Source organism: Pelagirhabdus alkalitolerans, assembly GCF_900096905.1.
Classification (GTDB): Bacteria; Bacillota; Bacilli; order Bacillales; family Amphibacillaceae; genus Pelagirhabdus; species Pelagirhabdus alkalitolerans.
Map to the genome: position 1 here is coordinate 177581 of NZ_FMYI01000005.1, position 24858 is coordinate 202438.

The window sequence follows — 24858 nt, forward strand, 5'->3', positions numbered from 1 at the left end:
AGCGAACAAATTTGTTCACTCTCTCCTTTCAGGTATACCTTAATACTTATTCAATATGTGTTAAGAGCATCTCTTAATTTACAATTACTTATTAAAGAGTATTTACTTGTTGTATAACTGCCTCAATTAATGGATGCTTTTCGTCTATCTCAGCAATGTCAGCCAGTGCACTTTTATAACCATTAGCACTGATGTTTTTTTGAAGTTCAATCGCTTCTTGATCTTCATGGTAATCATAATTCAACGCTGCTGCAATAGCCTTTGCTAAATAAATTGGTTTTTCTTTAAATAAGTCATAGTACAACGTAGCAGGGCGGATTAGTCGATCGTTCTTACCAAGTTTTCGCAACGGCCCTCTCGCTACACGCGTAATATGGTCGGATATATAAGGGTTTTGAAAGCGCGAAATAATTTTCTCAATATAGTTAGCATGTTCTTTTTCATCAAAACCATATTGTTTAACAATGACACGTCCCGTTTCTTCTAGGGCCCCTCTAACTAGAGGACAAACCTGAGACGAATCCATCACTTCCTTTATCGTATCAAATGACATACTATATCCTAAATATGCAGCAACTGCATGACCTGTATTAACAGTGAATAATTTACGTTCTATAAACGGAGCAAGGTCAGATACGTAAGTAATACCTTCTATATCCGGCTTTGTACCTTTAATTGCTTCTTGATCAACGACCCACTCATAATAAGGTTCAACCGATACAGTCAATAATTCTTCATGTGATTGATTAGGAACGATTCGATCAACTGCTGCGTCAGGAAATCCAATTTGATTATTAATCCGCTTTTGCTCGTCATCAGTCATGTTCTCAAGTACATGTTTTTTCAATAATGTACTTCCACCAATCATATTTTCACAAGCAATCACATTAATCGAATCTTTATTTTCTTTTAAGCGCTCTTTTAAACCTTTTCCAATCAATTTAGCAATAATAGGTAAGATCGTAGCACCTACAGCAGTTGTAATAATATCTGCATGAACAATAGCATCAACGACTGCTTCTGGATTTTTAGTACTATTGATACCAGTGATGTGAGTTACACGTTCCTGCTTTTGAGCTTCATCAGCCAAAATAACGTTGTACGATTTTTTAAGATTAATTTCATCAATCACTTGCTCATTAACATCTACAAAGGTTGTGTGATAACCTGCCTTATCCAACAAAAGACCAATAAACCCTCTACCAATATTACCTGCACCAAAATGAACTGCTTTCATCTAATTCACCCCACTAAAAATCTCGATGATTTCTTCTTTGGAAGAAGCTTTAATTAACGTTTGAATGTTATCCTCATCAGCACATACCAAAGCAATTTTAGATAAAACTTCTAAATGTTCATCGCCTTTTCCAGCAATCCCTATTAATATATTGACCGTATTGCCATTAAAATCAACACCTTGAGGGCAAATGACAACAGATAAACCCGTTTCCTTAACTGCTTTTTTAGCATCTTCTGTGCCATGCGGAATCGCTACATTGTTACCCATGTATGTTGTTGCTACTTGTTCTCTTTCAACCATTTTATCGACATATAATTCATCTACATATCCATTATCTACTAATATTTGTCCCGTGTATCGGATTGCCTTTTCTTTATCTGATAATGTTGCACCTAGAATCACATTCTCTTTTGTTAAAATTTCTTTTGCCATATTAAACACTCCATTCATAATTTTTCATTGATAAATTCGTTTAACTTTTTAGATAAATATTGTTTTATATTGTCTTTGTTGCTTGATTCAAACAGAGCAATGGTTTCTTGCTCACTAATAATCAATCCACTTATAAAACTAAGGACTTCTAAACATTCACTTTCTGCTTCAAGAGGAGATAACATAAGCAATAATGTATCAGTTATCATATGATTATCATCCATACCCTTTACAGATATTGGGTTACTTAAATGATATATAACAAAGGTTGGTTTTTTTATTTGCTCTTGTCTCGCATGAAATAGAGTAAGTTTTGTTCCAGGGATTCCTAGACCGCCTAATTTTTCTCTTTTCAATAATGCTTGATAAACTTCCGGTACATCTATTATATACTGGCTATCAGCTAATCGATCACAAGCTAGCTTAATGATTTCTTCTTTTGAACAATTCTCCTCTACCTTATAAATCTCAAAAGATAAAAGTAACTCTAATGTAACACGTGAATAATTCTGCATTCGCTCTAATCTTTTTTGTATATCTAGCTCGGTCAATGTTTCCCCATCATCTTTATCAGATGGGCCTGATTGAGCTATAAATGTCTTGCTTTTAATAATTGATTTTAATTTCATAATCTCATTTTCGGTTAGGATTGGTGATACAAGTTCGTAGTCTTGAATCTGTTCTTTTAATGGAATAGTTGAAACAATCAAGTCATAATTATTAGATTCAATAGAATCTAACTCAAATAACGAGCAATGATCAATTTGATCAATTTCAGTTATTTCCTGATTTATTCTAGATCCTAACATTTTTGATGTACCAATTCCACTTGAACAAATCACTAACGCTGATAACTTAGGTTGGCTCTTCTTTGGGATAGAAGCCGATGCAAAATGTAGTACTAAATAAGCGATCTCTTCCTCAGGAAATGTAATATTATCAAAGACAATCGCACATGCGTCTCTGATTGTTTGGAACAATTCTTTATAATCTCTTTTTATTTCTTCTGTAAGTGGATTATTAATATGCATGTCCGTCTGTATTCTATAAATCGTGGGTTTTAGGTGACTAACCAAATCATGAAAAAGGTTCTTTTGATTCGTTAACGGGATGCCTATTCTTTTCTCAACTTCAATAATTAAGGCTTTCGTATAATGGATTATATTTATAGAAGAGTCCTCTAGCAAGTAATCTTGATCTGATCTTAACTTAGCACCCAATAAGTGCATCGTAATATAACCTATTTCATCCACTGGAATCGACAACTGAAACTCATTTTGTAACTCGGTAATGATTTTTTCAGCGATCATATATTCCTTTGTCCCCGTTAACTCTTTTAAATAATCTAAGTCAAAATGAATGCGCTCTCCTTTTTGTATGCGCTCTATGGCTAAAGCAAGGTGAACAACTAAACCAATATAAGAACGATCCGCCAGTTCGTAAGGGAGATCTTGCTTTATATAGTCAATACTTTTTTCAATCGTCTTAAGTTTTGACTGATCTACTAGTCCTAATAAACGGTCAGAAATAGAATCTAATGGAGATTTGGTACTTGTATCAAGATTCTTTTTGATAAAAAGCATAAAATCTAACTCATCTACGTATTTAGATATTAAATGACTAAGCGCCGCTCGCTTATTAGATTCTTTCCCTTCAACTTCCACACCATACCCACGCTTGCGAATTAACACTAACTTATATTCCTTTAAACTTTCTTCTATCTTATCCAAATCATGACTAACAGTTGCAACTGTGACATTCAATTCGTTTGCTAAAGTGAACAACTTAATGGGTTCGCTTGTTTCTAATAATGTCGTTAAAATTATGGCATGGCGCTCTTCCGGTGTATAATCTGTATATTCAACTTGATCTAAAGAAAGAGCTAACGCTTTCTTATTATCTAAGCTTCCTTCCAACTTAACACCAACACCTGCTTTTTTATTTAGTGTTAATCTATGTTCAGCTACGATATCTTTTACGATTTTTAAGTCTCTATGAATGGTTCGACTGCTCACATCTAAAATAGATGCTAGCTCCTCAATCGTCATGCCGCTCCTATTGTTTAATAGTTCTTCTATTATCTTTCGCTCACGACCCGATATATACACATTCACCACCCGCTTCTACATGTAAATAAATTTTACTTGCTGACACTGTCTATTAATTTTGACCTTATACTATAATGATAAGCCATCATAAATAACATTCACAATATAATAAACAACTAGTTTCGTCTTTCTTAATGTTGACATTATTTAATAAGTCTTACTATAATCCTTTTTTCTGTACATTACTGTATACCCTGTCACGCCTATTATTCTCTACTATTTATAAAATTAACCTTACCCTCAGGTTATCTGAGGGTAAGGTTATTTGGTTAAGATTCACTTAAGTCTTTAACAAGTTCATCATATTTCGGGCTGTTCAAGAAATTCTCCACTGATATGTGGTAAGCATCAGGTCTTTTAGCCTTAGCACGATCCGTTAAGTCTTTATGAGTAATAATAATATCGGCATCATCCGGAATATCATTGATTGCTTTATTAGTAACTTCAATATTTACATCTGCCTTACTAAATTTATCTCTTAATAGTGAAGCACCCATCGCACTAGACCCCATACCTGCATCACATGCAAACACGACTTTATTAACGGTCATTTCTGTAACTGATTTAGCTTCTTGCTGGTTAAATGAACCTGAAACAGAACTTTGTTTTCCTTTCATTTCTTCCATCTTTCCTGCTGCTGCACTAATATCATCATCTTCTCCTTTTTTATCTGCTTTTAAAATAACGGAAGCAACAAGGAATGAAACAATAGTTGCAACAACGACACCTGCAATAACACCTACATAATTACCTCTTGGTGTCATGGTTAATAATGCAATAATACTACCTGGTGACGGTGAAGATGTTAAACCTGCATCAAATAATGAGAACGTCAAAACACCACTTGCACCACCAGCGATGGCTGCTAAAATTAACATCGGTTTCATTAATACATAAGGGAAGTAGATTTCATGAATCCCACCAAAGAAGTGAATAATTGATGCACCAGAAGCTGAAGCTCTTGATGCCCCTTTACCAAATACCATAAAAGCTAAAAGAATACCAAAGCCTGGACCTGGGTTTGTCTCGATTAAGAATAAAATTGACTTCCCTGCTTCTAAAGCTTCTTCTGTGCCTAACGGTGTGAATACACCATGGTTAATGACATTATTTAAAAATAAAATTTTTGCTGGTTCTACTAATAAACTAGCTAAAGGTAATAACCCAGCATTCACAATAGTTTGAACTCCTGTGCCTAACGCACTATTCAAACCACTGACTACTGGTCCCATTGAAATGACACCAAAACCGGCAAGTACTGCACCTAAAATACCCGCTGAAAAATTGTTGTATAACATTTCAAAACCTGAGCGAATTTTAGGTAAAAATGGTTTATCAAGACTTTTTATCAAATAAGCTGCTAATGGACCCATAATCATTGCGCCTAGGAACATTGGTGTATCCGGTGCACCAACAATTACACCCATTGTGGCAATCGCACCAATAACGCCACCACGTACATCATAAACCATTTTACCACCTGTATAACCGATTAATAGCGGCAGTAAATAGGTAATAGTTGGACCAACTAACTCAGCTAATGTTTCATTTGGTATCCAACCATCAGGGATAAATAAAGCTGTTATAAGTCCCCATGCAATAAATGCAGCGATATTAGGCATCACCATTCCACTTAAATAGCTACCAAACTGTTGTACTTTTGAACGAAAACCTTGTTCTGACATAATACATTCCCCTTTCAATAATTAATAAAATGTATAATAACTACACTTTTATAATAAAGCGATTACAACAAGATAATCAATCTTTTATAAAGGCATATTTGTCATATGGTTTGTTGACAACATTAAAATACACCTATTCTTATTAAAGAGATATTCAACAAAAACGGTTACCGCACATGTGAAATTACTTACACATTCATTCAAATAACACAAATGAAAAAGCGCCTAATAGATCTAACCATCTATTAAGCGCTCTTATCAAGATTAACCTAACTCAACATCAATTTGCCTAACATCCATGCTTCTAATCTGTTCAGCTAGTGAACCTGTTACTTCAGGCCCTTCTGCTTGGACATGCTGACCATTTGATAAAGTGAGTGTATAATGAACCGGTTGAACACCGTCATCACCGTACGTATCCTTGTTTTGCTTGTTGTGATAAATCACATCAATTTGCTTGAATAGTTTAAACTGTGCTTGATTCGACTCTGTGAAGAAATCTTTCGGCAGCACTGGTTTTAAAGCAAAGATCAGTTCATTTCTAGCCTCATCATACTTAAACGGCTCTTTCCCAATGAACATTTCCATCCACATATTCAAAAATTCAATGGTCGAACCACTTAATCTAGCCACATAGCCTTTTCCATGAGTCGATGGATCTGGATTGGCACTGCTTGCGATGAATGAAGAATTTTCTAAGATGCTCCGTCCATACATTTTAGGATCTAAGTAAGCAACGAGACCCGTTTCGCAATCTTGGAAGAATTCATCATACAGCCCTGATTTCAACAGCTCCAACAGGTACTTATACGTCATGTGTAAGAAAACCGATTCATTTTCTAACCAACCGGGTGTGAAGAACTTCGCACGCCCTAATTCAACAGGATCATTCGAGATGGGGCCACTCGTCTTGTACATCCCTAGTTTTTGATCATAGATCGGTGAGACTTTGACCTTCTCATAAAGTTCTTTCGCTTCTTCATAAGAGTCTGCCAACTTCATTTTCTTAACAATACCTTCTAAGAATGGCGAAACAGCATGAGGTATCATATCGAGAATCTCTTCTCCATCATCTGCAAGAGACATCGTGAAATAAAAGTACGTTGGCACTAAGTTTTGATCAAATTGTTCGACCGCATTAACCGCGAAATCAACATAGTCATTAAACACAGCGACCATTTTATGAACGTCTTCCATATTAAATGTCACATACTTACCTTCTACACCTGATGCAATGCGTTGTCTATAATCATCTCGAATCGATGTTAACTGTTTCCACAATGTCAATTGATCCTCTTTCATCACACGCGGTAAATTCGCTAAAGTATCAGTTAATTGACTGATAAAATGTTCAGTTTCAATTGGGAGCTTAACGGTACCCTGATCGTTCTGATTCACTTTTTCAAAGTACTGTAGTAATCGTTTCAATTCGTACAATTCTGATACTCCGGCGCCAAACATACCTGGTAAGCCGTTAAGCGCATCATTCCATCCTGGTTTACCTGCTTCCATCTCCACACCTAAGCCAAATGGTGCAATCGTACTCACTTTATTAGCCGATAGTAAAAAGAGTTTAGATAGCAAATTCGTTTTAACAACGTCACCTTGACCGTACTGCTTGCGAACCCATTGACCATTCTCATGTGTCTTTTCTTCATCTTCTTCCACAGCATCATATTGTCTAACTTTTTCATCTTGTTTTGAAATCTTCGCCTGTTGAGGACGAATTGAGGCTGGGCTATCGTAATACGTATAGTCTTCACTGAAGAATAGCGATTGTAATCGATCCGGAAACACCGATAAATAACTATCAATCAAGTCTAAATTGTACGTCCAGTGGTCAATCCAGAACCCTTCCCCGTGACTTGCCTCTAATACTTCCTCACTGACAGCAAGTAGATCGGTTAAGAACGCTTCAAAATCCACATTCAGTTTCACGTTTTTGTCTTTGATAAATTTCAATGCACTGCCCGGTGTATAGCCCTCTGCAATCTGTTGCTTAAACAGCGTCGCTTCGTCTTTTGTGAATCCATAAGATTCGAACGGAAACGCTTCGTTATTTAATTGATAAATGACTGCTTTAATTGCTAAAGGATTGTGCCCATCTAGTTGAATTAAATTGATAAACTGCTTAATGTTGTAGTCTTCAATCCGTGGTTCAAACAAAACATCTAAACGTCGATTTTGGTTCATATCACGATAGTTCCCGTTACCTTGCGAGTAGAACGAAGGACTAATCGAAAAATCATTGTAATCACGTTCTAAATCACCATGTTTTCTAGAGTATAAATAGAAAACTTTCTTGTTAGCTTCATTTTCAAAGATATATGAGAAGCCACCTCGAAGGCCATTATCTAAATAGTTTTGTGATACATAGGCATCAAATAACGGATTTGCTGTTTTCGTTTCCACTTGATTCATTAACTCTGCCGTAATCGTCTCAGCTTGTGTCTTATATGCATCAAATTGAGCTTGGTTCATTTTCTCATTCACAAACTGTTTCGCTTGGTCTAAGTGATCAACTTGAACAAAAACAGAATATAGCTTAATCTCACCATTCGCTTCAATCGTTTGGTCAATAACAGAAAAAGCACATGATACTTTGTTGGTTGATACTTGTTCTTTTTCGAGTAGGCTTGACGCTTGATGTTGATTAAAGGCGCGAGGTGAATGGAGTGCTAACTCATCGCCGAAGATTAACTCGCGATCATAGATTGGTTTTAAGACAGTCTCACCGTCACTTGTCTTCAGTAATGACGCATAGACATTACCATTATGCACTTCACTGACATTTGCTTCATCCGCTGTACTCCCACGCATGAAATAAAAATTAAATTGATCATCCACAGTTGTCGCATCAAACCAACTTTTCATTGTGTTTCCGATTGCTTGATAGGCTGAATTCTCAACACCTGCCGGAAACATCGTCGCTAAGCCATCCGCCATCTCTAATTGAACCGGTTGATCATTTTCATTACGTATCGTCACTTCACGAATTAAGCCTGGAATCGATTCGTTTGGAAGGGTTAAATAATCCACTTCAATCGCCACTTGAGACGCTTGATGTTTATGCTCAAGTGTTAATCGATTCGGGGCTATCGTCATCGCTTCTTCATGCTTTTCGTTTGATTCGAAAAAGGGTTCATATGAAAAGACATCGTTTTCTTTTTTTACTTTTAAAAATGACCTAAACCCTTGATAAGGAACCATTTGATAAGACTTATCCGCAGGGAAAAATTCCGTCATGACGGATGATTTATCTTTCACACCAAAACTTGCAAGACCTTGACCTCTATTTACATAAAACGCCCACATCGGAATACCTTTTGGACCTGCTAAGCCAGGAAGAAAGCTTGCGAATGGACTTGATGTTTGGTACTGCTCTATACGCATGTTTTGATTATTCTGTAATGAATACATACTTTCTTCCCTACCCTTCTGTTACTTGTTCATTTATGATACATGTTGTAATTGAATGTGCCGGAATCGGCATCGTTAAAGTCGATTCGTCAATATGAATCGACGGGGTCACTTGCTCATTGGTTTCATTCAAGATGACAACAACGATCGATCCGTCAACATTTTTAAATGCAGTTGCACTTAACGTTTGATCTTCTAATTGTAAATCAGTGCGTTTAGCACCCGCTTTAATATACTGACTAAAGTGGCCAATGAAGTAGTAAGAACTATTGTAGTGTGCGACGTCTTGATCAGGATCTACGATGATCGGTGCGTCACAATAGTTACCAACATGATTCGGTCCCCCTTGCATATCAAGAACAATATTCCAATCAATAAAGGCTTCTAACCAATTATTCATATCCCCAATAATATTGCGTGCGTAACGTTCACCTGTATGCCATGCACCTAATTGAACGCCACCTTCAATACATCCTTCTGTGAAAATCATATGTTGTTCAGGATACTTCTCGTGAACTTTAGAGAGGTTTTCAAATTCTTCTGAGACATACCAATGGTTACCGACTCCCCATACATATTGTCTCGCTTCTGGATCATTAAGAACAGCATCTGCGCGCTCAACAATAATATCTCGGTTATGATCCCAAATAATAATTTTAATATCTTCTAAGTTTTCTTTAGCGAACTCTTCACCTAATTGTTTGACAAACTCTTTTTCTTCTTCACCCGTATATTCACACGAGTCCCAAACTTGCTTTGCCGCCGGTTCGTTTTGAACAGTGACAGCCCATATATCGATACCTTTGTTACGCATTTCTTTAATATATTTCACAAAATATTTAGCCCATAGCGGATAATATTCTTTTTTTAATTTACCGCCATTGTTCATCTCTCCGTTCGTCTTCATCCAGGCGGGTGGACTCCAAGGCGATGCTAACAAGGTTAAATCATCACCTGTTAACTGGTTAATCTCTCGAATGATCGGTAAGACGTATTGTTCTTCACGTTCTATACTAAAAGTTGATAAGGATTCATCATTCTCATCAATATAATCATAGTTTCCTAAACCAAAATCACTGCTATTAATATGAACACGCCCGTGTGTATAACCGAGTCCATTTTTGCCATAGTACGCTTGTAAGATTGACTCGCGTTTTTCTTTTGAAAGCTTAGATAGGTTATAGGCAGCGGCTTCTGTGATCGCTCCGCCAAACCCTTTCCATTCTTGGTACTCTTTTGTCGAATCGATATAAATAGCTAAATCTGAACGCTCTTTGTTGTTTTCGTGTTGGTTCATACGTACAACGTTTGTTTCCCAAAACTTATTTTTCTCTTGTATTGATTGAACAACCTTTACATTTTTCGACATCAGCTTCACCCTTCCTCAATCGATCTACTTTTAACCACATCTTTATAAAACTTAGCACTCTCTTTTAATGTTCGTTTTTGTGTTTTAAAATCAACATGAATGATACCGAATCGCTTATCATAGCCGAATGCCCATTCAAAATTATCAAAGAGTGACCACACGAAATAACCCGAGATATTCATCCCTTTGGTATTTAGCTCGGCTACTGCTTTCAAATGCTTTTTGATGTAATCAACACGTTTTACATCATGAATCTCGCCATGTTCAAATTCATCAGGGTATGCTGCACCATTTTCAGTAATAACAATCGGAAGTGTTGTATAATCTTCTCTAAGTCTATAAATCAAATCCTTAAATGCTTCAGGAGAGATATCCCATCCCATTCCTGTTTTTTCATAATCTGAAAAACCCGCTTTATACAAAAACGGATCCTTTGAACTGAATTCTACTAGTCCGCGACTGTAATAATTGATGCCTAAAAAATCCGTTGGTGTTGATGCGATATCCAAATCTCCTTGTTGAATAAATGAAAAATCGTTAACAAACGTTGAAAACAGATTGATCACATCAGATGGATAATCGCCTTTAAAAATCGGGTCTAGAAACCATCGATTTTGATAACCATCTGCATTCGTTAAAGCAATTAAATCATTATAATCGTTACTGACCGTTTCAATCGGGCTTAGATTTAATGTGATCCCAATCGGAGTATCAGATTGCTTTTTATTTTTTAAATAACGGACAACTTCACCGTGTGAGACGAGCATATGGTGTGCCGCAATTAGCGATTCTTCCACATCCGCATGTCCAGGTGCATGCACACCTGTTTGATAACCTAAAAAGGCAGCACACCACGGTTCATTATGTGTAATCCAGCTATCCACATCCGCATCAAGCTCATCAATCACAACTTGTGCATAATCTAAAAACCACTGAATCGACTCACGGTTAAGCCAACCACCTTTATCATAAGCCCATTGTGGCATATCCCAGTGATACAGCGTCACTACCGGTTTTATATCATTTTCAATCAATTCTTTGATTAATCGTTTATAAAAATCCATACCTAAAGGATTGTATTCACCTTCACGAGGGAAGATCCTTGGCCAAGCAATTGAAAAGCGATACTTTTCAACGCCTAATTCTTTAATATATTGCACATCTTCTTTATAGCGATTGTAATGATCACAGGCAACATCACCATTATCTGCATTCATCACTTTTCCAGGAATACGAGAAAAGGTATCCCAAATTGAAGGTGTGCGACCGTCTTGACTGACCGCACCCTCAATTTGATAAGAAGAAGTTGATGTTCCAAATGTAAAACCAGAATCAAATTTCATGACAAACCTCCCGTATTAACCTTTTACAGAACCCGCTGTAATACTGCTAATAATGTATTTAGATAGGAATAAGAAGGCAACCATAATAGGTACAACAGATATAGCAATACCTAAATACATCGCTCCTAGGTTACTCGCAACTGGCGAACCACTTAATGCACCCATCATAACAGGTAATGTGTAAAGGTCTGGTGAACGAATAATAACGAGCGGTACAATGTAGTTGTTCCATGAGCCGATAAATGTAAAGATCCCCATCGTTGCAATCGCTGGCATTAAAATCGGTAAAATAATTCGGTGGAACATGTGCACCTCTGACGCTCCATCAATTCGGCCTGCTTCTAAGATCGAGATGTGCATCGTCGTGATTAAGAATTGTCTGAAGAAAAAGACGGTAAATGGTGCGGCAACGGCTGGAATAATTAATGGCCAGTACGTATCTAAAATACCTAAAGTCTCACTTAGATCATACAAACCAATCAAACCGAGTTGACCTGGTACCATCATCATGACGATAAATGTCACAAAGATTGCATTTTTAAACTTGAACTCATACACAACTAACGCAAACGCAGTTAGTGCTGAGAAATAAGCATTTAGAACAGTGACAGAAATAGCAACAAATAAACTGTTTCTAAACCCTCTCCAAACATCCATATAACTAATCAAGACGTCGTAGTTATCCATTAAAGAATCACCTGGAATTAACGTAAACCCTCTTAAAATTTCAGAATTGGGTCTTGTTGCATTAATAATCATCATATAGAAAGGAATAAAGCAAATGATGACTAAAATGACTAAGCCTGTATAAATACCGATTCTTGATAACTTCATTTTATCCATTTATCCCAAACCTCCCTAAGATTCTTTTCTGTACATCGTTCTAAATGTCACAGCAGAGAAAATAACTGTAATGAAGAACAATCCATAAGCAAGCGTTGCGCCATAACCAAAGTTGTTATACCTAAAGGCTTGATTGTATAAATACAATACCATCGTGTTCAAAGCACCTTGCGGGGAACCTTGGCCATCCGTTAACAACATCGGTAAGTCAAATAGCTGAAGGCCACCAATAATAGAGGTAATCAACACATATAATAGGATTGGCTTCAACTGTGGAAGTGTAATGTATTTGAAGGATTGGAACCAATTCGCGCCATCAATTAACGCAGCTTCATAGTAATCCCTTGATATACCAGAAATACCTGCCATTAATACAATAAATGAGTTACCAAACCACATCCATGCACCAATTAATGCTACCGCTCCTTGAGCATACAGTGGGTCATTCAACCAGTTAATCGGTTGATTAATCACACCGAGACTTAATAACATTTGATTCAGTCCACCATGATTCCAGTCCAGCAAAATACTGAATAATAGTGCCACTGAAGCAATCGTTATAATGTTCGGTAAGTAAAATAAGGCTCTGAAAAGACTCACACCTTTTAGCTTTAGACGAATATCAGAGAATAATAGTGCTAAACCTAATGCTATAAACATCTGAACTAAGAAGTTAAATCCCCAAATTCGGATCGTATTAAAGAACGCTTGATAGAAGTAACGATCTGTTACTAGGCGAACATAGTTATCGATTCCGATAAAATCGGCATTGTCGATTCCGCCCATTCCTGAATAATTGGTTAAACTATAGTAGAACGTTAAAAAGATTGGATATAAATTAAAAACTAAAAAGACAATGACAAATGGCGCTATAAACAAATAGGCTTTTCGATCATTATTTTTCATGATACGTTCCTCCTTCAGCCTAAACGTTTTTCAGTTTAGCCTTAATGATGATATAGAAGGGAGGAAATCTCCCCCCTTCTGCATTTATTCTACCGGTTCCTCTTCTAAATCGCCCGATTCTTCAAACTCTTCTAATTCATCAGCCACTTCTTCTTCTAACTCATCTGGAATGACTAAATCAGGATACGCATTCGTCACTCGGCTATAAAATTCTGCAAGGGCTTCTTCTTGTGTTGCGTCCCCTTCTACATAAGCACCTACTTGAGTACCAAATAATTCTTCAATTGTTTGGTCATAGGCTGTAACATGACTAGCATCAATCTCTTCAGCACGCTCCATGAAGAAGTCATAATGGTTTTGTCCACCTAAGAAATCATTTGAATAATCTTCTCCAATTTCATCCATCACTGGATAATAAGACAATACATCGCCTGTTTCAGATACCCATTCTGTTAGGAATTCTTCATCATTTACTAACATTTGAATGAACTCAAATGCTAATTCATGGTTTTCTGAATCCTTATACATCCCAATCCAAGTACCACCTTCAAAGTATGGTGTCGGACCATTTGTAACCGCCCAGTCACCTGCTGTTTCTTGAGCTTCCACCTCTAGTACTGAGTGTAGCCCCCACGTCGGAAGTGATACGGCAAATACTTCTGTTTCATCTGTTTGTTCTTCATCTTCATCTAGTTCATCCCAGCCAACGTTATAGCTGATCGGGCCTGTAAATGAAGCAAACCATGCTGGTGACCACGCTGGTGCTAGAGCTGTATATTGCTCATCACGTAATGTTTTTGCATAATCAAAATACGTCATACGCTCATCTGTCATAATGAGTTCATCATTTTCATTTACCCATGGCTGAGGATTTGCACCATTTGTATAAGGGGCAATTGAACCTTCATCAGGGAAAAGACGGTAATCATGCTCTTTCATCATCTCCCCTACTTCTAACAACCCTTCTACAGTATCAAACATCTCACCTATTTCATCTGGATCATCTGTACCAAGTACTTCTTCTGCAATACTACGACGATAATAGATACCACCTGGAGTTGTTTGCCAAGACAACGCTCTCATAGAACCTTCTTCGTCTCGACCTAAGTCCCAAACATACTCCATGTAATCGTCGCTCCACTCATCGACATTGTATGGATCTTGTGATAAGTCTTCCCAGTAATCTTGATTAACCCAATCTTTTAAATAAACAATTTCACCAGTGAAAACATCCGGTGCCCCACTACCACTTTCTAAAGCAGGTCTTAATGTATTAACATAGTTTTCTGTCGGAATAATTTGAAGATCAACATTTACATCGTGTAATTCTTCAAAATACTCAATGGGTTCTTGTAATTCATCCGTAAATGATGTGACCACTAAATCTGGCTCATCATCTCCACACGCCGCAAGAAAACCTAACAAACTTACCATCATCACTAAAAATAGACTTTTTTTCAAAATCGTTCCCTCCCATAATATAAATATATATTGATCTTTCATTGTTACTAAATTGATAGAGTAAAGCGCTTTACATTTAATTTTATAAAAAAATACCTCGATTAAGAGTCTATATTTCGATATATTTCATTTTATTTTGAAAAAACGACTAATAATTTAAGGTAAAGCGCTTTACTATTAGGTAAACAAAACCCACTTATAGGGCTCTGCACGATCCTCTTTTAATTAATTGAACTGGGACGACCTTTGTGTATTGCTTCGTCTCGCCATTCATCTTATCTAACAGCATGATAGCCGCTTGCCTGCCAATCAACTCTTTATCTTGCTTGATCGTTGTAAGTGGCGGATTCGTATGTTTAGCAATGGCAATATCATCAAAGCCAATAATGGATATATCATCAGGTACTTTTAGACCCGCTTCTTCAATGACTTTCATAGCACCAATCGCCATCATATCACCTGATACAACAACGGCAGTAGGCTTATCTTGGTTCGCAAGCAATTTAATCATCGCTTCGCGCCCACCTTCATAAGAGAAGTAACCTCCACTTACCATATAAGTTTCTGGTATAGCCAAGTTATGCGATTCCATCGCCTTTTTGAAGCCTTTGATTCGTTCGTCCGCTGCAAAAACAGTTTGCTCACCCATTATGTGAGCAATTTTTTTGTGACCTAAATCCACCAAATGATCAACAGCTAACTTACTGCCATGGCGGTTATCACTATGGACTGAACTGGGTCTGTCAACTGGCAAATCAATAAAAACGATTGGAAAAGGCGACTCATCGATGTTAACCATGTTATCACCAAACGCTTGAACAACGACGACACCATCCACACCTCTGTGCTTTAAGTGATTAAATGTTTCTTGCTCCAACCCTCTATTTCTAGATAGAAATAAAAGGTCAAAATTATATAACTCCACATGTTTCTTAAATGACTCAATAACTTCACTGAAAAACGGGTGGGCAATCCCAACTCCTAAATTTTCCGAGAAAACGACTCCAATCAACCAAGACTTGTTTGTTACAAGTGTTCTTGCTGATGAATTCGGTGTATAACCCAGCTCATCAACAGCTTGCATTACTTTTTTCTTCGCTTTTTGACTGACGTTTGGATAATCATTAAGTACTTTAGATACAGTTGTAATAGAATAACCTGATAACTCTGCAATATCATAAATAGTTGTCATGTCGAACTCCTTAGGAAAGCGCTTTCCACTATAATATATTATGTTCCCTACTAAAAGTCAATGCTTTCTTATGAATTAATATGTTTTTGATTTTGTTTTTTTGCTTCTAGAGTTTTGAAAGTTTGTTGGGAAATGCTTTGGATTAGTAATGCCGGTGCACTTATCATATAGAACGGAATAACTGCGGGTACAAACGCGACGATGATACCAAATACAAATAGTCCAAGTAAAATTCCGATTGAAGATAAAGGAAAGATACCGGAAACCCAAAAAGCATCTTTCAACACTGTTCGAATTTTTTGATCATAATGTGTGAAAATTGATAAAGAAAAACTTGTCATTAACGTCCACAACAAAAATAAAATAATTAATGCGGGTACGACCACATAATCGACAATCCAATTAAATGGAAGTGCGCGAATAACAGCAAAATCGACTACCACAAACAAGTGAACCGATAACAAAATATAAAATAATTGATTACCCTTTATAAATTCTCGTCGGTACGTCTTATAAAATACACTAAACACTTTTTTGTTGTCTGGCGCTTTTAATTGCTGGCGAATAACATTAAACACAGCGACTGTCGCAGGCCCCATACCAAACACACCTAAACCAATGATTGAAAACAAAATCCACAGAATGTTAATGTAGGCGAGCTTAACAAACCAATCAAGCATTGACATCACACCCTGCATCGCGCCTCCTTCAGTCTGACTCATAAAAAAAACTCCCTTTTCTATATATTTATCTACCTTTTTCAATATAAATGATTTTATCTTTACTCACAACTTGAATCTATTTACCAAATTAAAACACCTTACTCTCAAAGGCCAGAAAGTAAGGTGTTTTTGGAATATTTATTAACTTTTCGAAAATTGATTTTGCTTAAATCGTAATGTGATTTTTTTACCAATAACCGTTAATGCAAAAATAAAAATAAAAATCAGCGTAATCGATGCACCTGGTGGTGTGCCGTATTCATATGATGCAACAAGTCCACTCAGCATTCCAGTCAATGCAATGATCATACCAATAAAAATAACACCATTAAAACTTTTACTCAATCGCATCGAAATAGCAGCTGGTAAGATTAGGATCGCTGAGACTAATAGAGCACCTACGATCGGCATAACAACAGCAATCGTCACACCGGTTAGAATATTAAATAAAATAGACATCCATTTAATGGGTAAACCAGCTGTGAATGCTGTATCCTCATCAAATGTCAAAACATACATCGGCTTACGGAATAGTACATATAACGATCCGATTATGACTGTTAAAATAGCGAGCATCAAAACTTGTTGTTGATTGATCGTCACAATTGAACCGAACAAGAATTGATTCATACTCAAGGTCGCACCACCATCATTCAGACCCATTAAAACAAGCGCTACTGCCATACCCGTCGACATTAAGATAGCAATTGATATTTCTGAGTAAGACCTATACAACATACGTAAATACTCCAACGCGACGGCAATCAAAACAACAACAAAGATATTGGTAATGGTCGGATCTGTTCCAATGAGCATGCCTAAAGCAACACCCGCTAAAGAGACGTGTGACAAGGTATCTGCCATTAACGACTGCCTACGTAAAATTAAGAACAATCCGAGCATCGGCGCAATTAATGAAATGAAGAATGATGCTTGGAAAGCTCTTTGCATGAATCCATAGAAAAACATCTCCATGGTGACCCCTCCTTCCGCACAAGTTCAATATGTTTATCTGCATAACGGCGGAGCTCTTCATGGTCATGGGTCACCATTAGAATGCCTTTACCATGCGCTTCACTGTTGTGTTTTAGTAATTGATAAAATTGTTCACGCGAATGAACATCCATTCCTGTCGTTGGTTCATCCAATACAAATAAATTAGGATCTGTCGCAAAAACACGTGCAATGGAAATCCGCTGTTTTTGACCACCTGATAATTCACCAATTTTCTTATGGCGCATGTCCCACATGCCAACAGATTCTAATGAACGACGAACATGTTCTTTGTCATGCTTATCTAATTTTTTAAACCATTTCCCTCTTTGAAAACGACCCGATTGCACCAGTTCAAGGACTGTACTTGGAAAACCAGCATTGAATGACGCGACTTGTTGGGGTACATAGCCGACAACTAGCTTTTTACCTTTTCGATTTTTACTTGAAAGGCTAACCGTTCCTTTTGTCGGCTTCAAAAGTCCTAATATATTACGTAGTAACGTTGTTTTAGCCGCTCCATTTTCGCCTGTTAACATCACAAAATCACCCGGATTCACTTCAAACGAGATATTTTCCAGTACAGGTTCATTTTCATAATGAAAGGCAAGATCATTCACTCTTATATATTGCATACCTTTTGCGACCTTTCTTTTTAAATAATTTATAAGTTCCATTTCATTATACACACACCACACATTTTTGTAAATCGAATGCATTACGATTTACAAACGAAATAAGAACTCTATCAGTTTTCATATGATTGATAGAGTTCTTAAAGTTTTCATCTTATTGGATGCTTAATTGTAGTGCTTCTAAATTGTCTCGCATCACATCTATATAACCTAAATCACCTTCTGCTAATTCTTCAGGTAATGATTCTAAATCATGGAGAACAGCCGTCTCTGTTCCAGTTTCAGTTGCGACCGTTTGAGCAATATCTGAATTTGCACCCGATTGATAATAAATAACAGGAGCACCTGTCTCTTCAACGAGATCACCAATCTCAGCAATACGAGAAGGACTTGGTTCTACTTCAGTTGACAGCCCACCAATTGAAATCTGCTCCAAGTCATAGCGGTTCTCAATATAACCAAATGCTTGGTGTTGAACAACAAATGTTCTATTTTCTGCACCTTCAAAAGCTGCTTCATATTCTTCATGTAATTCTTGAAGTTCTGTGTTAAATTCTTCAGCATTTTCTGTATAAATGTCTTCTCCATCTGGATCTGCTTCGATTAACGCATCACGAATTGTGTTAACCTGTTCTTGAGCATATATCGGATCTAGCCAAATATGAGGATCTGTATCATCATGATCATCTATTTCCACTTGAACTGCTTCAGACTCAGCATATGCCTCGTGATCATCATCGTAAAGAACAGCTTTCACTTCAAAGCTTTCTCTTGATGTTTCATAATCAAAATAATGACTGTCTTGACCAGAGATCATTTCCCATTCATCATTGTGGTCATATCGCTTGTACCAATGCCAGTCATCATACTCAACATCAGAATGTAATATCGCTTCAAGTGATACGACATCTCCTGAATGATAATGCTCAGACAGACCTGATAATTCAATTGTATCCGATTCATGATCATGCCCGTTATCTTCATGACTGTGATCATCTTCGTCTTCGCGATCGTGTCCATCATCGTCATGATCATGATCATCATCGTGATTATCTATATCAATCTCAAAAGGTTCTGATTCAGCGTAGACATCATGATCATCATCGTAAAGAGCAGCTTTCACTTCAAAATCGTGATTCCCAGCTTCATAAGAAAACGTATTTGAGCCTTGACCAGAAACCATTTCCCATTCACTATCTGAATCATCTCTTGTATACCAATGCCAATCGTCATATTCGACATCAGATTCTAAATCAGCTGTTAACTCTATCATTTCACCTGTATGATAATGATGATTTTCACCTGATATGATCACAGAATCTTCACTTTCATATTCGTGGTCATGTTCATCTTCTTCATCATAATGATCCGAATCAAATACATCCATACCATCCGCTGCTCTAGCTACAATTAGATCATCATTTTCAACTGTATCTAATAAACTCTCAGCCCAAAATTCCATCTCTTCACTACTGTACACAAATACATCTGCATCATTGACCTCGGCAACATCTTGTGCGCTCGGTTCATAATGATGGGCATCATCACCTCCCGAAACCATTAATGACACATTCGCACGCTCACCTGCTATTTGCTGAGTAAACTCATACATCGGATAAAATGATGTGACAACATCAATCTCGGCATCATCACCAGCGTCAGTCTCTCCTATATCTTCTTGATTACAAGCAGATAGTAAAATACCACTCACAAACATAGCCAACATGGCGATTACTATTTTTTGTTTAGTCATCTATGTTCCCCCTAATTATTTTTAAATCGTAATTATTACGTTTTATAACTTACCATTCTTTATTAGTTACTGTCAAGCATTTTATTATATTTAATGGCCTTCTTTACAAACAAAAAAGGTTGTTAAACCGTCAACTGACGATTCAACAACCTTTTTTAATTTTTTTATTTCATCCCTAATAATTCATCGATTACATTTACAACCTGATCGGCTGCTTCATTACAACGATCAACAGTTGGCGCTTCAACCATTACACGGACAAGTGACTCTGTTCCCGATGGTCGAACAAGTACGCGCCCCTCATCACCCATTTCATTTTCCACTTTTGTGATGATTTCTTGGATGCGCTCATCCACTAGAGCTTTATATTTATCAACAACTCTTACGTTTTTCAACACTTGAGGGAATTTTACCATTTCATCAGCTAAGTCAGATAATTTACGACCGGTTTCTTTCATCACGTTAATTAACTGTAACGCAGTCAACATACCATCCCCAGTTGTATTATAATCAAGGAATATAATGTGACCAGACTGCTCACCACCAAGGTTATAGCCACCTCTACGCATTTCTTCCATCACGTAACGGTCACCAACATCTGTCTTATCACTCTTCATCCCGTTCTCTTCGATGGCTTTATAAAAACCTAAGTTGCTCATTACCGTTGATACAACTGTCGAATGACGCAAAAGCCCTCGATCGTTAAAGTGCTTCGCACAGATATACATAATTTGATCACCATCAACAATACGACCTAACTCGTCAACTGCAATTAAACGGTCACCATCACCATCAAACGCTAAACCAATATTTGCTTCTTTTTCAATCACGTAAGCTTGGAGCTTCTCTGGATGTGTCGACCCAACACCATCGTTAATGTTCAATCCATCTGGTGATGTGCCAATTGTTGAAATGTCAGCCTCTAAATCCGCAAATAAATGTGTAGCAAGCGGTGATGCGGATCCATTTGCACAATCCAGTGCAATATGTAAATCTTCAAAATCGTTATCAACTGATTGTTTAAGGTATTGAATATACTTTTGTCCACCTTCAAAATAATCTGTTATCTGACCAATGCCAGATCCGGCTGGACGAGGTAATGTATCTTCTTTTGCATCAATCAATGCTTCAATTTCTTCCTCTTGTGCGTCTGTTAGTTTAAAGCCATCAGAACCGAAGAACTTTATTCCATTATCCTCCACAGGGTTGTGTGATGCTGAGATCATCGCACCTGCTTGTGCACTCATCGCCTTCGTTAAATAAGCTACACCTGGGGTCGTAATAACACCTAAACGCATGACTTCGGCACCTGTTGATAATAAACCCGCAATCAATGCACTCTCTAGCATTTCACCAGAAATTCGTGTATCTTTACCAATCAAAACTTTTGGTTTGTCTGCTTGATTTGTTAAAACATAGCCACCAAAGCGCCCTAATTTAAATGCTAATTCTGGTGTTAACTCTTTATTGGCAATACCTCTTACACCATCAGTTCCAAAATATTTACCCATCTTGTATCTCTCCTTTATTTCCTATTACAGAAAATGAACGACACCATCTCATTATTCAATTTCGACAACAGCTTCTTCTTGTTCAAGGGAAGCATCCACATCTTCTGGTTCTTCAATTTCTATTGGCACTTCATATTCGCCAACATTAAAACCGTCTAAATCAACAACAAGTTCAAAAGAAGCGGCATCTAGATCACTGATTTCAGAGGGGAAACCATTGATGCTAACATCAATTACCCCTGTATCAGGATCCAGAATAGTTGCCGTCAAATCATCTGATAAATTATCTACATCAATTTCCACATTTTCAATTGTCACATCTGTCGTTTCTTCTACTTCGACATTTAACGTAATCGAATTTTGTGAAAGCATTCTAGCATTGTCCGGCATAACAAGATCAACATCAATCGTTGTACTTTCTGTTATCTCGGACAGATCAATTGGCTCGGTGTCTATTTCTGTAATCGTTTCTAAATCGTCTTCTGAAGCATACACGTCAACTTCATCAATATCTGACTCGATTGAAGTAAGTTGCAAATTATCAGGCAATTCGCCTGTAGTATCAATATTGATAGGAACCGATTCATGAGGACTCGCTACCTCTAAATCAATTGAAACTGTTTCAGGTTCAATGCGTGCATTGAGTTGGTTTCCTTCATTATCATAAACTCGAACCGGTACGTCTGTAATTTCTAACGATTCCCCGATTCCCTCAACATCGACATAAACTTTAACGACTGATATTCGATCGATAACACTTTCAGAACTTGTGACTTGAACAGTTCCTGGCGAAACATTTTCGGAAACAATTTCAAAACCAGGCTCAATCTGTTCTTCATTTGTGTAATCCACTTGTACATCGAACGTTTCTGTTGCTCGTTCCTCAATAGAGATTTCGACTTGTGATGGCTCAATTCCTACATTAAGTCTATTAGAAATACCATCATATTCAATTGGAACAACATGTGTCCCAGGTTCTAAACCTTCTAAATCAACAAACACATCGAAATTACGTTGCGTAGCTGTTGATTGAACAACACTAACAGTCCCTTCTAAGGTCATCGTGACAAACTCAGGAACACCACTAACGACATATTCTTCTTCATCAATCATGATATTGACCGGTACATCCTCTAGAATTTCAGTTTCTTGAGAATTATTGAAAATAGAATCCAGACCACCTATATCTGCTGTTCGCATATCTTGATTGTCAAAAGAAATCACAAAAAAGGTCAAAACAGCAAGAAATAATGATACTATTCGAATTACCCAAGGCTTATTTAACCAATCATTCATTTTTTCTTTCCCCTCCAATTCCATGACTTAAGTGTCGGGGCTTTAACAAAATTAGGTTCCAATTCTTTTACTAAAATATCTCTTAACTTCTCTTCATCTATATCTCTATATAGCTCAGCGTTTCTGGTCAATGATATATTTCCTGTTTCTTCAGAAACGATAATGGTAATCGCATCACTCACTTCACTAATTCCCATCGCTGCGCGGTGGCGTGTTCCAAGCTCTTTAGATATGAATGGACTTTCTGATAACGGCAAATAACAAGCTGCTGCAACAATTTCATTCTGATTTATAATAACAGCACCATCATGTAGTGGCGTATTCGGAACAAAAATATTTGTTAACAATTGGTTCGTTAGCTGACCATTAATAGGGATACCTGTTTGAACATAATCCCCCATATTCGTCTCGCGTTCAATTGTGATAAGTGCACCAATCCGTCTTTTACCCATGTATTTACACGATTTGACAATCGCTTCAATTGTTTGATTGAAAATTTCTTCTTCAGATCGTCTATTTCGACTAAAGAAACTCCCCCGTCCTATTTGTTCTAGCGCTCGTCTCAATTCAGGTTGAAAGAGTATAATAACAGCTAAAGGACCCCAAACAATGATTTGTTCGATCATAACTTGTACCGTTTGTAAATTTAAAAAATAACTTACTAAATAAATAATAAAAACAACAAAAATACCTTTTAATAACTGTATTGCTTTTGTCCCTCTAAGTAGCATGATGAGTTTATAAAAAACATACCAGACGAGGGCAATGTCTACAGTTATCCGAAGTATATTAAAAAAAGATAATCCCTCACCGAGCATGACAACACATCCTTCTCTCCATAAATAACCAACCCATTTCAAAAGTAATCGCCATTTCCATTATAGCATATACTCAAACAAGATTATAATGAAATCTAACAGTTAACATCCAGTTTTTATCAAAAATAAAAAAAGGATTAAACATTAATATTAACGTTCAACCCTTTTGTCTAATATGTATGGTGGAGCCTAGCGGGATCGAACCGCTGACCTCCTGCGTGCAAAGCAGGCGCTCTCCCAGCTGAGCTAAGGCCCCAATGTATAATGTTAATCAAAGTGAGCCATGAAGGATTCGAACCTTCGACCCTCTGATTAAAAGTCAGATGCTCTACCAACTGAGCTAATGGCTCGAAATGGCTGGGCTAGCTGGATTCGAACCAGCGCATGACGGTACCAAAAACCGTTGCCTTACCGCTTGGCTATAGCCCAATAAAATAACAGTGAATTTAATACACTGTTAGTCATAAATACTATAAAAAATGGTGGAGGGAGTAGGACTCGAACCTACGAACCCGATGGGAGCGGATTTACAGTCCGCCGCGTTTGGCCAACTTCGCTATCCCTCCAACGTAATAGTGTACTGGTGCCGGCCAGAGGACTTGAACCCCCAACCTACTGATTACAAGTCAGTTGCTCTACCAATTGAGCTAGACCGGCAAATGGTGGAGGATGCAGGGCTCGAACCTGCGACCCCCTGCTTGTAAGGCAGGTGCTCTCCCAGCTGAGCTAATCCTCCAAAATAATGGTGACCCGTACGGGATTCGAACCCGTGTTACCGCCGTGAAAGGGCGGTGTCTTAACCACTTGACCAACGGGCCAGTACAAAAAAATAAACGAGAGCTTCCAGCCGGACTTGAACCGGCGACCCCTTCCTTACCATGGAAGTGCTCTACCGCTGAGCTATGGAAGCAAAATGGCTCCACAGGTAGGATTCGAACCTACGACCGATCGGTTAACAGCCGATTGCTCTACCACTGAGCTACTGTGGAACAATAATAGTTAAAACCATTACTTACTTCACAAAGCTATGTATGGCTTTGCTTAGCGACGTCCTACTCTTGCAGGGGTAAACCCAACTACCATCGGCGCTGAAGAGCTTAACTTCTGTGTTCGGCATGGGAACAGGTGTGA

Annotated in this window: 18 protein-coding genes, 9 tRNA genes and 1 rRNA gene; all 28 read right to left on the minus strand. The window is 37.5% G+C overall.

From position 1 onward, the window contains the following. Positions 1 to 91: 91 nt before the first annotated feature. Positions 92 to 1237, minus strand: coding sequence for a mannitol-1-phosphate 5-dehydrogenase (locus BLR62_RS08175; protein ID WP_090795680.1), 1146 nt, complete (start codon positions 1235 to 1237; stop codon positions 92 to 94). Continuing rightward, positions 1238 to 1672, minus strand: coding sequence for a PTS mannitol transporter subunit IIA (locus BLR62_RS08180; RefSeq protein ID WP_090795682.1), 435 nt, complete (start codon positions 1670 to 1672; stop codon positions 1238 to 1240). Positions 1673 to 1686: 14 nt separating this feature from the next. Further along, on the minus strand, positions 1687 to 3789 hold the full coding sequence (locus BLR62_RS08185; protein WP_176759257.1) for a PRD domain-containing protein: 2103 nt from the start codon (positions 3787 to 3789) through the stop codon (positions 1687 to 1689). A 260-nt stretch (positions 3790 to 4049) separates the two neighbouring features. After that, complete coding sequence (locus tag BLR62_RS08190) at positions 4050 to 5465, minus strand: PTS mannitol transporter subunit IIBC (RefSeq protein WP_090795687.1); 1416 nt, start codon at positions 5463 to 5465, stop codon at positions 4050 to 4052. Positions 5466 to 5729: 264 nt separating this feature from the next. After that, positions 5730 to 8885: a hypothetical protein gene (locus tag BLR62_RS08195; protein WP_090795690.1), complete on the minus strand. Its 3156-nt coding sequence runs from the start codon at positions 8883 to 8885 to the stop codon at positions 5730 to 5732. Between the two features lie 10 nt (positions 8886 to 8895). Then, positions 8896 to 10254 (minus strand): glycoside hydrolase family 30 protein, encoded by a 1359-nt coding sequence (locus BLR62_RS08200; RefSeq protein ID WP_090795692.1) that lies wholly within the window; start codon positions 10252 to 10254, stop codon positions 8896 to 8898. 5 nt (positions 10255 to 10259) lie between these two features. Then, positions 10260 to 11597 carry a GH1 family beta-glucosidase gene (locus BLR62_RS08205; RefSeq protein ID WP_090795695.1) on the minus strand — a complete coding sequence of 446 codons (1338 nt, stop codon included), beginning with the start codon at positions 11595 to 11597 and terminating at the stop codon, positions 10260 to 10262. 15 nt (positions 11598 to 11612) lie between these two features. After that, complete coding sequence (locus BLR62_RS08210) at positions 11613 to 12440, minus strand: carbohydrate ABC transporter permease (RefSeq protein WP_090795696.1); 828 nt, start codon at positions 12438 to 12440, stop codon at positions 11613 to 11615. 15 nt (positions 12441 to 12455) lie between these two features. Further along, positions 12456 to 13346 carry a carbohydrate ABC transporter permease gene (locus BLR62_RS08215; RefSeq protein WP_090795698.1) on the minus strand — a complete coding sequence of 297 codons (891 nt, stop codon included), beginning with the start codon at positions 13344 to 13346 and terminating at the stop codon, positions 12456 to 12458. Positions 13347 to 13430: 84 nt separating this feature from the next. After that, positions 13431 to 14807, minus strand: coding sequence for an ABC transporter substrate-binding protein (locus BLR62_RS08220; RefSeq protein WP_245719437.1), 1377 nt, complete (start codon positions 14805 to 14807; stop codon positions 13431 to 13433). 196 nt (positions 14808 to 15003) lie between these two features. After that, the gene (locus BLR62_RS08225) at positions 15004 to 15999 is read right to left on the minus strand and encodes a LacI family DNA-binding transcriptional regulator (protein WP_090795703.1); all 996 of its coding nucleotides are present in this window, start codon (positions 15997 to 15999) and stop codon (positions 15004 to 15006) included. A gap of 68 nt (positions 16000 to 16067) precedes the next feature. After that, the gene (locus BLR62_RS08230) at positions 16068 to 16721 is read right to left on the minus strand and encodes a YesL family protein (protein WP_090795705.1); all 654 of its coding nucleotides are present in this window, start codon (positions 16719 to 16721) and stop codon (positions 16068 to 16070) included. A gap of 141 nt (positions 16722 to 16862) precedes the next feature. Next, a complete protein-coding gene (locus tag BLR62_RS08235; protein ID WP_090795707.1) occupies positions 16863 to 17696 on the minus strand; it encodes a metal ABC transporter permease in 834 nt (277 codons plus the stop codon). Further along, positions 17633 to 18349, minus strand: coding sequence for a metal ABC transporter ATP-binding protein (locus tag BLR62_RS08240; protein ID WP_090795738.1), 717 nt, complete (start codon positions 18347 to 18349; stop codon positions 17633 to 17635). Before BLR62_RS08240 ends, BLR62_RS08235 begins: the two co-directional genes overlap by 64 nt. A gap of 154 nt (positions 18350 to 18503) precedes the next feature. Beyond that, positions 18504 to 20102 (minus strand): metal ABC transporter solute-binding protein, Zn/Mn family, encoded by a 1599-nt coding sequence (locus BLR62_RS08245; protein WP_090795709.1) that lies wholly within the window; start codon positions 20100 to 20102, stop codon positions 18504 to 18506. 164 nt (positions 20103 to 20266) lie between these two features. Continuing rightward, a complete protein-coding gene (glmM, locus tag BLR62_RS08250; RefSeq protein ID WP_090795712.1) occupies positions 20267 to 21613 on the minus strand; it encodes a phosphoglucosamine mutase in 1347 nt (448 codons plus the stop codon). A 51-nt stretch (positions 21614 to 21664) separates the two neighbouring features. Continuing rightward, positions 21665 to 22909 (minus strand): CdaR family protein, encoded by a 1245-nt coding sequence (locus BLR62_RS08255; RefSeq protein WP_090795715.1) that lies wholly within the window; start codon positions 22907 to 22909, stop codon positions 21665 to 21667. Next, positions 22906 to 23727 carry a diadenylate cyclase CdaA gene (cdaA, locus tag BLR62_RS08260; protein ID WP_090795718.1) on the minus strand — a complete coding sequence of 274 codons (822 nt, stop codon included), beginning with the start codon at positions 23725 to 23727 and terminating at the stop codon, positions 22906 to 22908. The genes BLR62_RS08255 and cdaA overlap by 4 nt, the downstream gene beginning before the upstream one ends. A 180-nt stretch (positions 23728 to 23907) precedes the next feature. Beyond that, a tRNA-Ala gene (locus BLR62_RS08265) sits at positions 23908 to 23983 on the minus strand. Between the two features lie 21 nt (positions 23984 to 24004). Beyond that, positions 24005 to 24077 (minus strand) — tRNA-Lys (locus BLR62_RS08270). Between the two features lie 4 nt (positions 24078 to 24081). After that, positions 24082 to 24156 (minus strand) — tRNA-Gln (locus BLR62_RS08275). A gap of 51 nt (positions 24157 to 24207) precedes the next feature. Continuing rightward, positions 24208 to 24293 (minus strand) — tRNA-Tyr (locus BLR62_RS08280). A 15-nt stretch (positions 24294 to 24308) separates the two neighbouring features. Continuing rightward, positions 24309 to 24384 (minus strand) — tRNA-Thr (locus tag BLR62_RS08285). Positions 24385 to 24387: 3 nt separating this feature from the next. Further along, positions 24388 to 24463 (minus strand) — tRNA-Val (locus BLR62_RS08290). A 7-nt stretch (positions 24464 to 24470) separates the two neighbouring features. After that, positions 24471 to 24545: transfer RNA gene (locus tag BLR62_RS08295), tRNA-Glu, on the minus strand. Positions 24546 to 24565: 20 nt separating this feature from the next. Next, positions 24566 to 24637, minus strand: a tRNA-Thr gene (locus BLR62_RS08300). 4 nt (positions 24638 to 24641) lie between these two features. Then, positions 24642 to 24716 (minus strand) — tRNA-Asn (locus BLR62_RS08305). Between the two features lie 50 nt (positions 24717 to 24766). Beyond that, positions 24767 to 24858: ribosomal RNA gene (rrf, locus tag BLR62_RS08310) — 5S ribosomal RNA — on the minus strand; the annotation flags it as partial.

Excerpts from the sequence above, each read along its gene's own strand:
- BLR62_RS08175 (WP_090795680.1), bottom strand. The coding sequence starts at position 1,237 with ATGAAAGCAGTTCATTTTGGTGCAGGTAATATTGGTAGAGGGTTTATT.
- BLR62_RS08180 (WP_090795682.1), bottom strand. The coding sequence starts at position 1,672 with ATGGCAAAAGAAATTTTAACAAAAGAGAATGTGATTCTAGGTGCAACA.
- BLR62_RS08190 (WP_090795687.1), bottom strand. The coding sequence starts at position 5,465 with ATGTCAGAACAAGGTTTTCGTTCAAAAGTACAACAGTTTGGTAGCTAT.
- BLR62_RS08195 (WP_090795690.1), bottom strand. The coding sequence starts at position 8,885 with ATGTATTCATTACAGAATAATCAAAACATGCGTATAGAGCAGTACCAA.
- BLR62_RS08200 (WP_090795692.1), bottom strand. The coding sequence starts at position 10,254 with ATGTCGAAAAATGTAAAGGTTGTTCAATCAATACAAGAGAAAAATAAG.
- BLR62_RS08205 (WP_090795695.1), bottom strand. The coding sequence starts at position 11,597 with ATGAAATTTGATTCTGGTTTTACATTTGGAACATCAACTTCTTCTTAT.
- BLR62_RS08210 (WP_090795696.1), bottom strand. The coding sequence starts at position 12,440 with ATGGATAAAATGAAGTTATCAAGAATCGGTATTTATACAGGCTTAGTC.
- BLR62_RS08215 (WP_090795698.1), bottom strand. The coding sequence starts at position 13,346 with ATGAAAAATAATGATCGAAAAGCCTATTTGTTTATAGCGCCATTTGTC.
- BLR62_RS08225 (WP_090795703.1), bottom strand. The coding sequence starts at position 15,999 with ATGACAACTATTTATGATATTGCAGAGTTATCAGGTTATTCTATTACA.
- BLR62_RS08230 (WP_090795705.1), bottom strand. The coding sequence starts at position 16,721 with ATGAGTCAGACTGAAGGAGGCGCGATGCAGGGTGTGATGTCAATGCTT.
- BLR62_RS08235 (WP_090795707.1), bottom strand. The coding sequence starts at position 17,696 with ATGGAGATGTTTTTCTATGGATTCATGCAAAGAGCTTTCCAAGCATCA.
- BLR62_RS08240 (WP_090795738.1), bottom strand. The coding sequence starts at position 18,349 with ATGCAATATATAAGAGTGAATGATCTTGCCTTTCATTATGAAAATGAA.
- BLR62_RS08245 (WP_090795709.1), bottom strand. The coding sequence starts at position 20,102 with ATGACTAAACAAAAAATAGTAATCGCCATGTTGGCTATGTTTGTGAGT.
- glmM (WP_090795712.1), bottom strand. The coding sequence starts at position 21,613 with ATGGGTAAATATTTTGGAACTGATGGTGTAAGAGGTATTGCCAATAAA.
- BLR62_RS08255 (WP_090795715.1), bottom strand. The coding sequence starts at position 22,909 with ATGAATGATTGGTTAAATAAGCCTTGGGTAATTCGAATAGTATCATTA.
- cdaA (WP_090795718.1), bottom strand. The coding sequence starts at position 23,727 with ATGCTCGGTGAGGGATTATCTTTTTTTAATATACTTCGGATAACTGTA.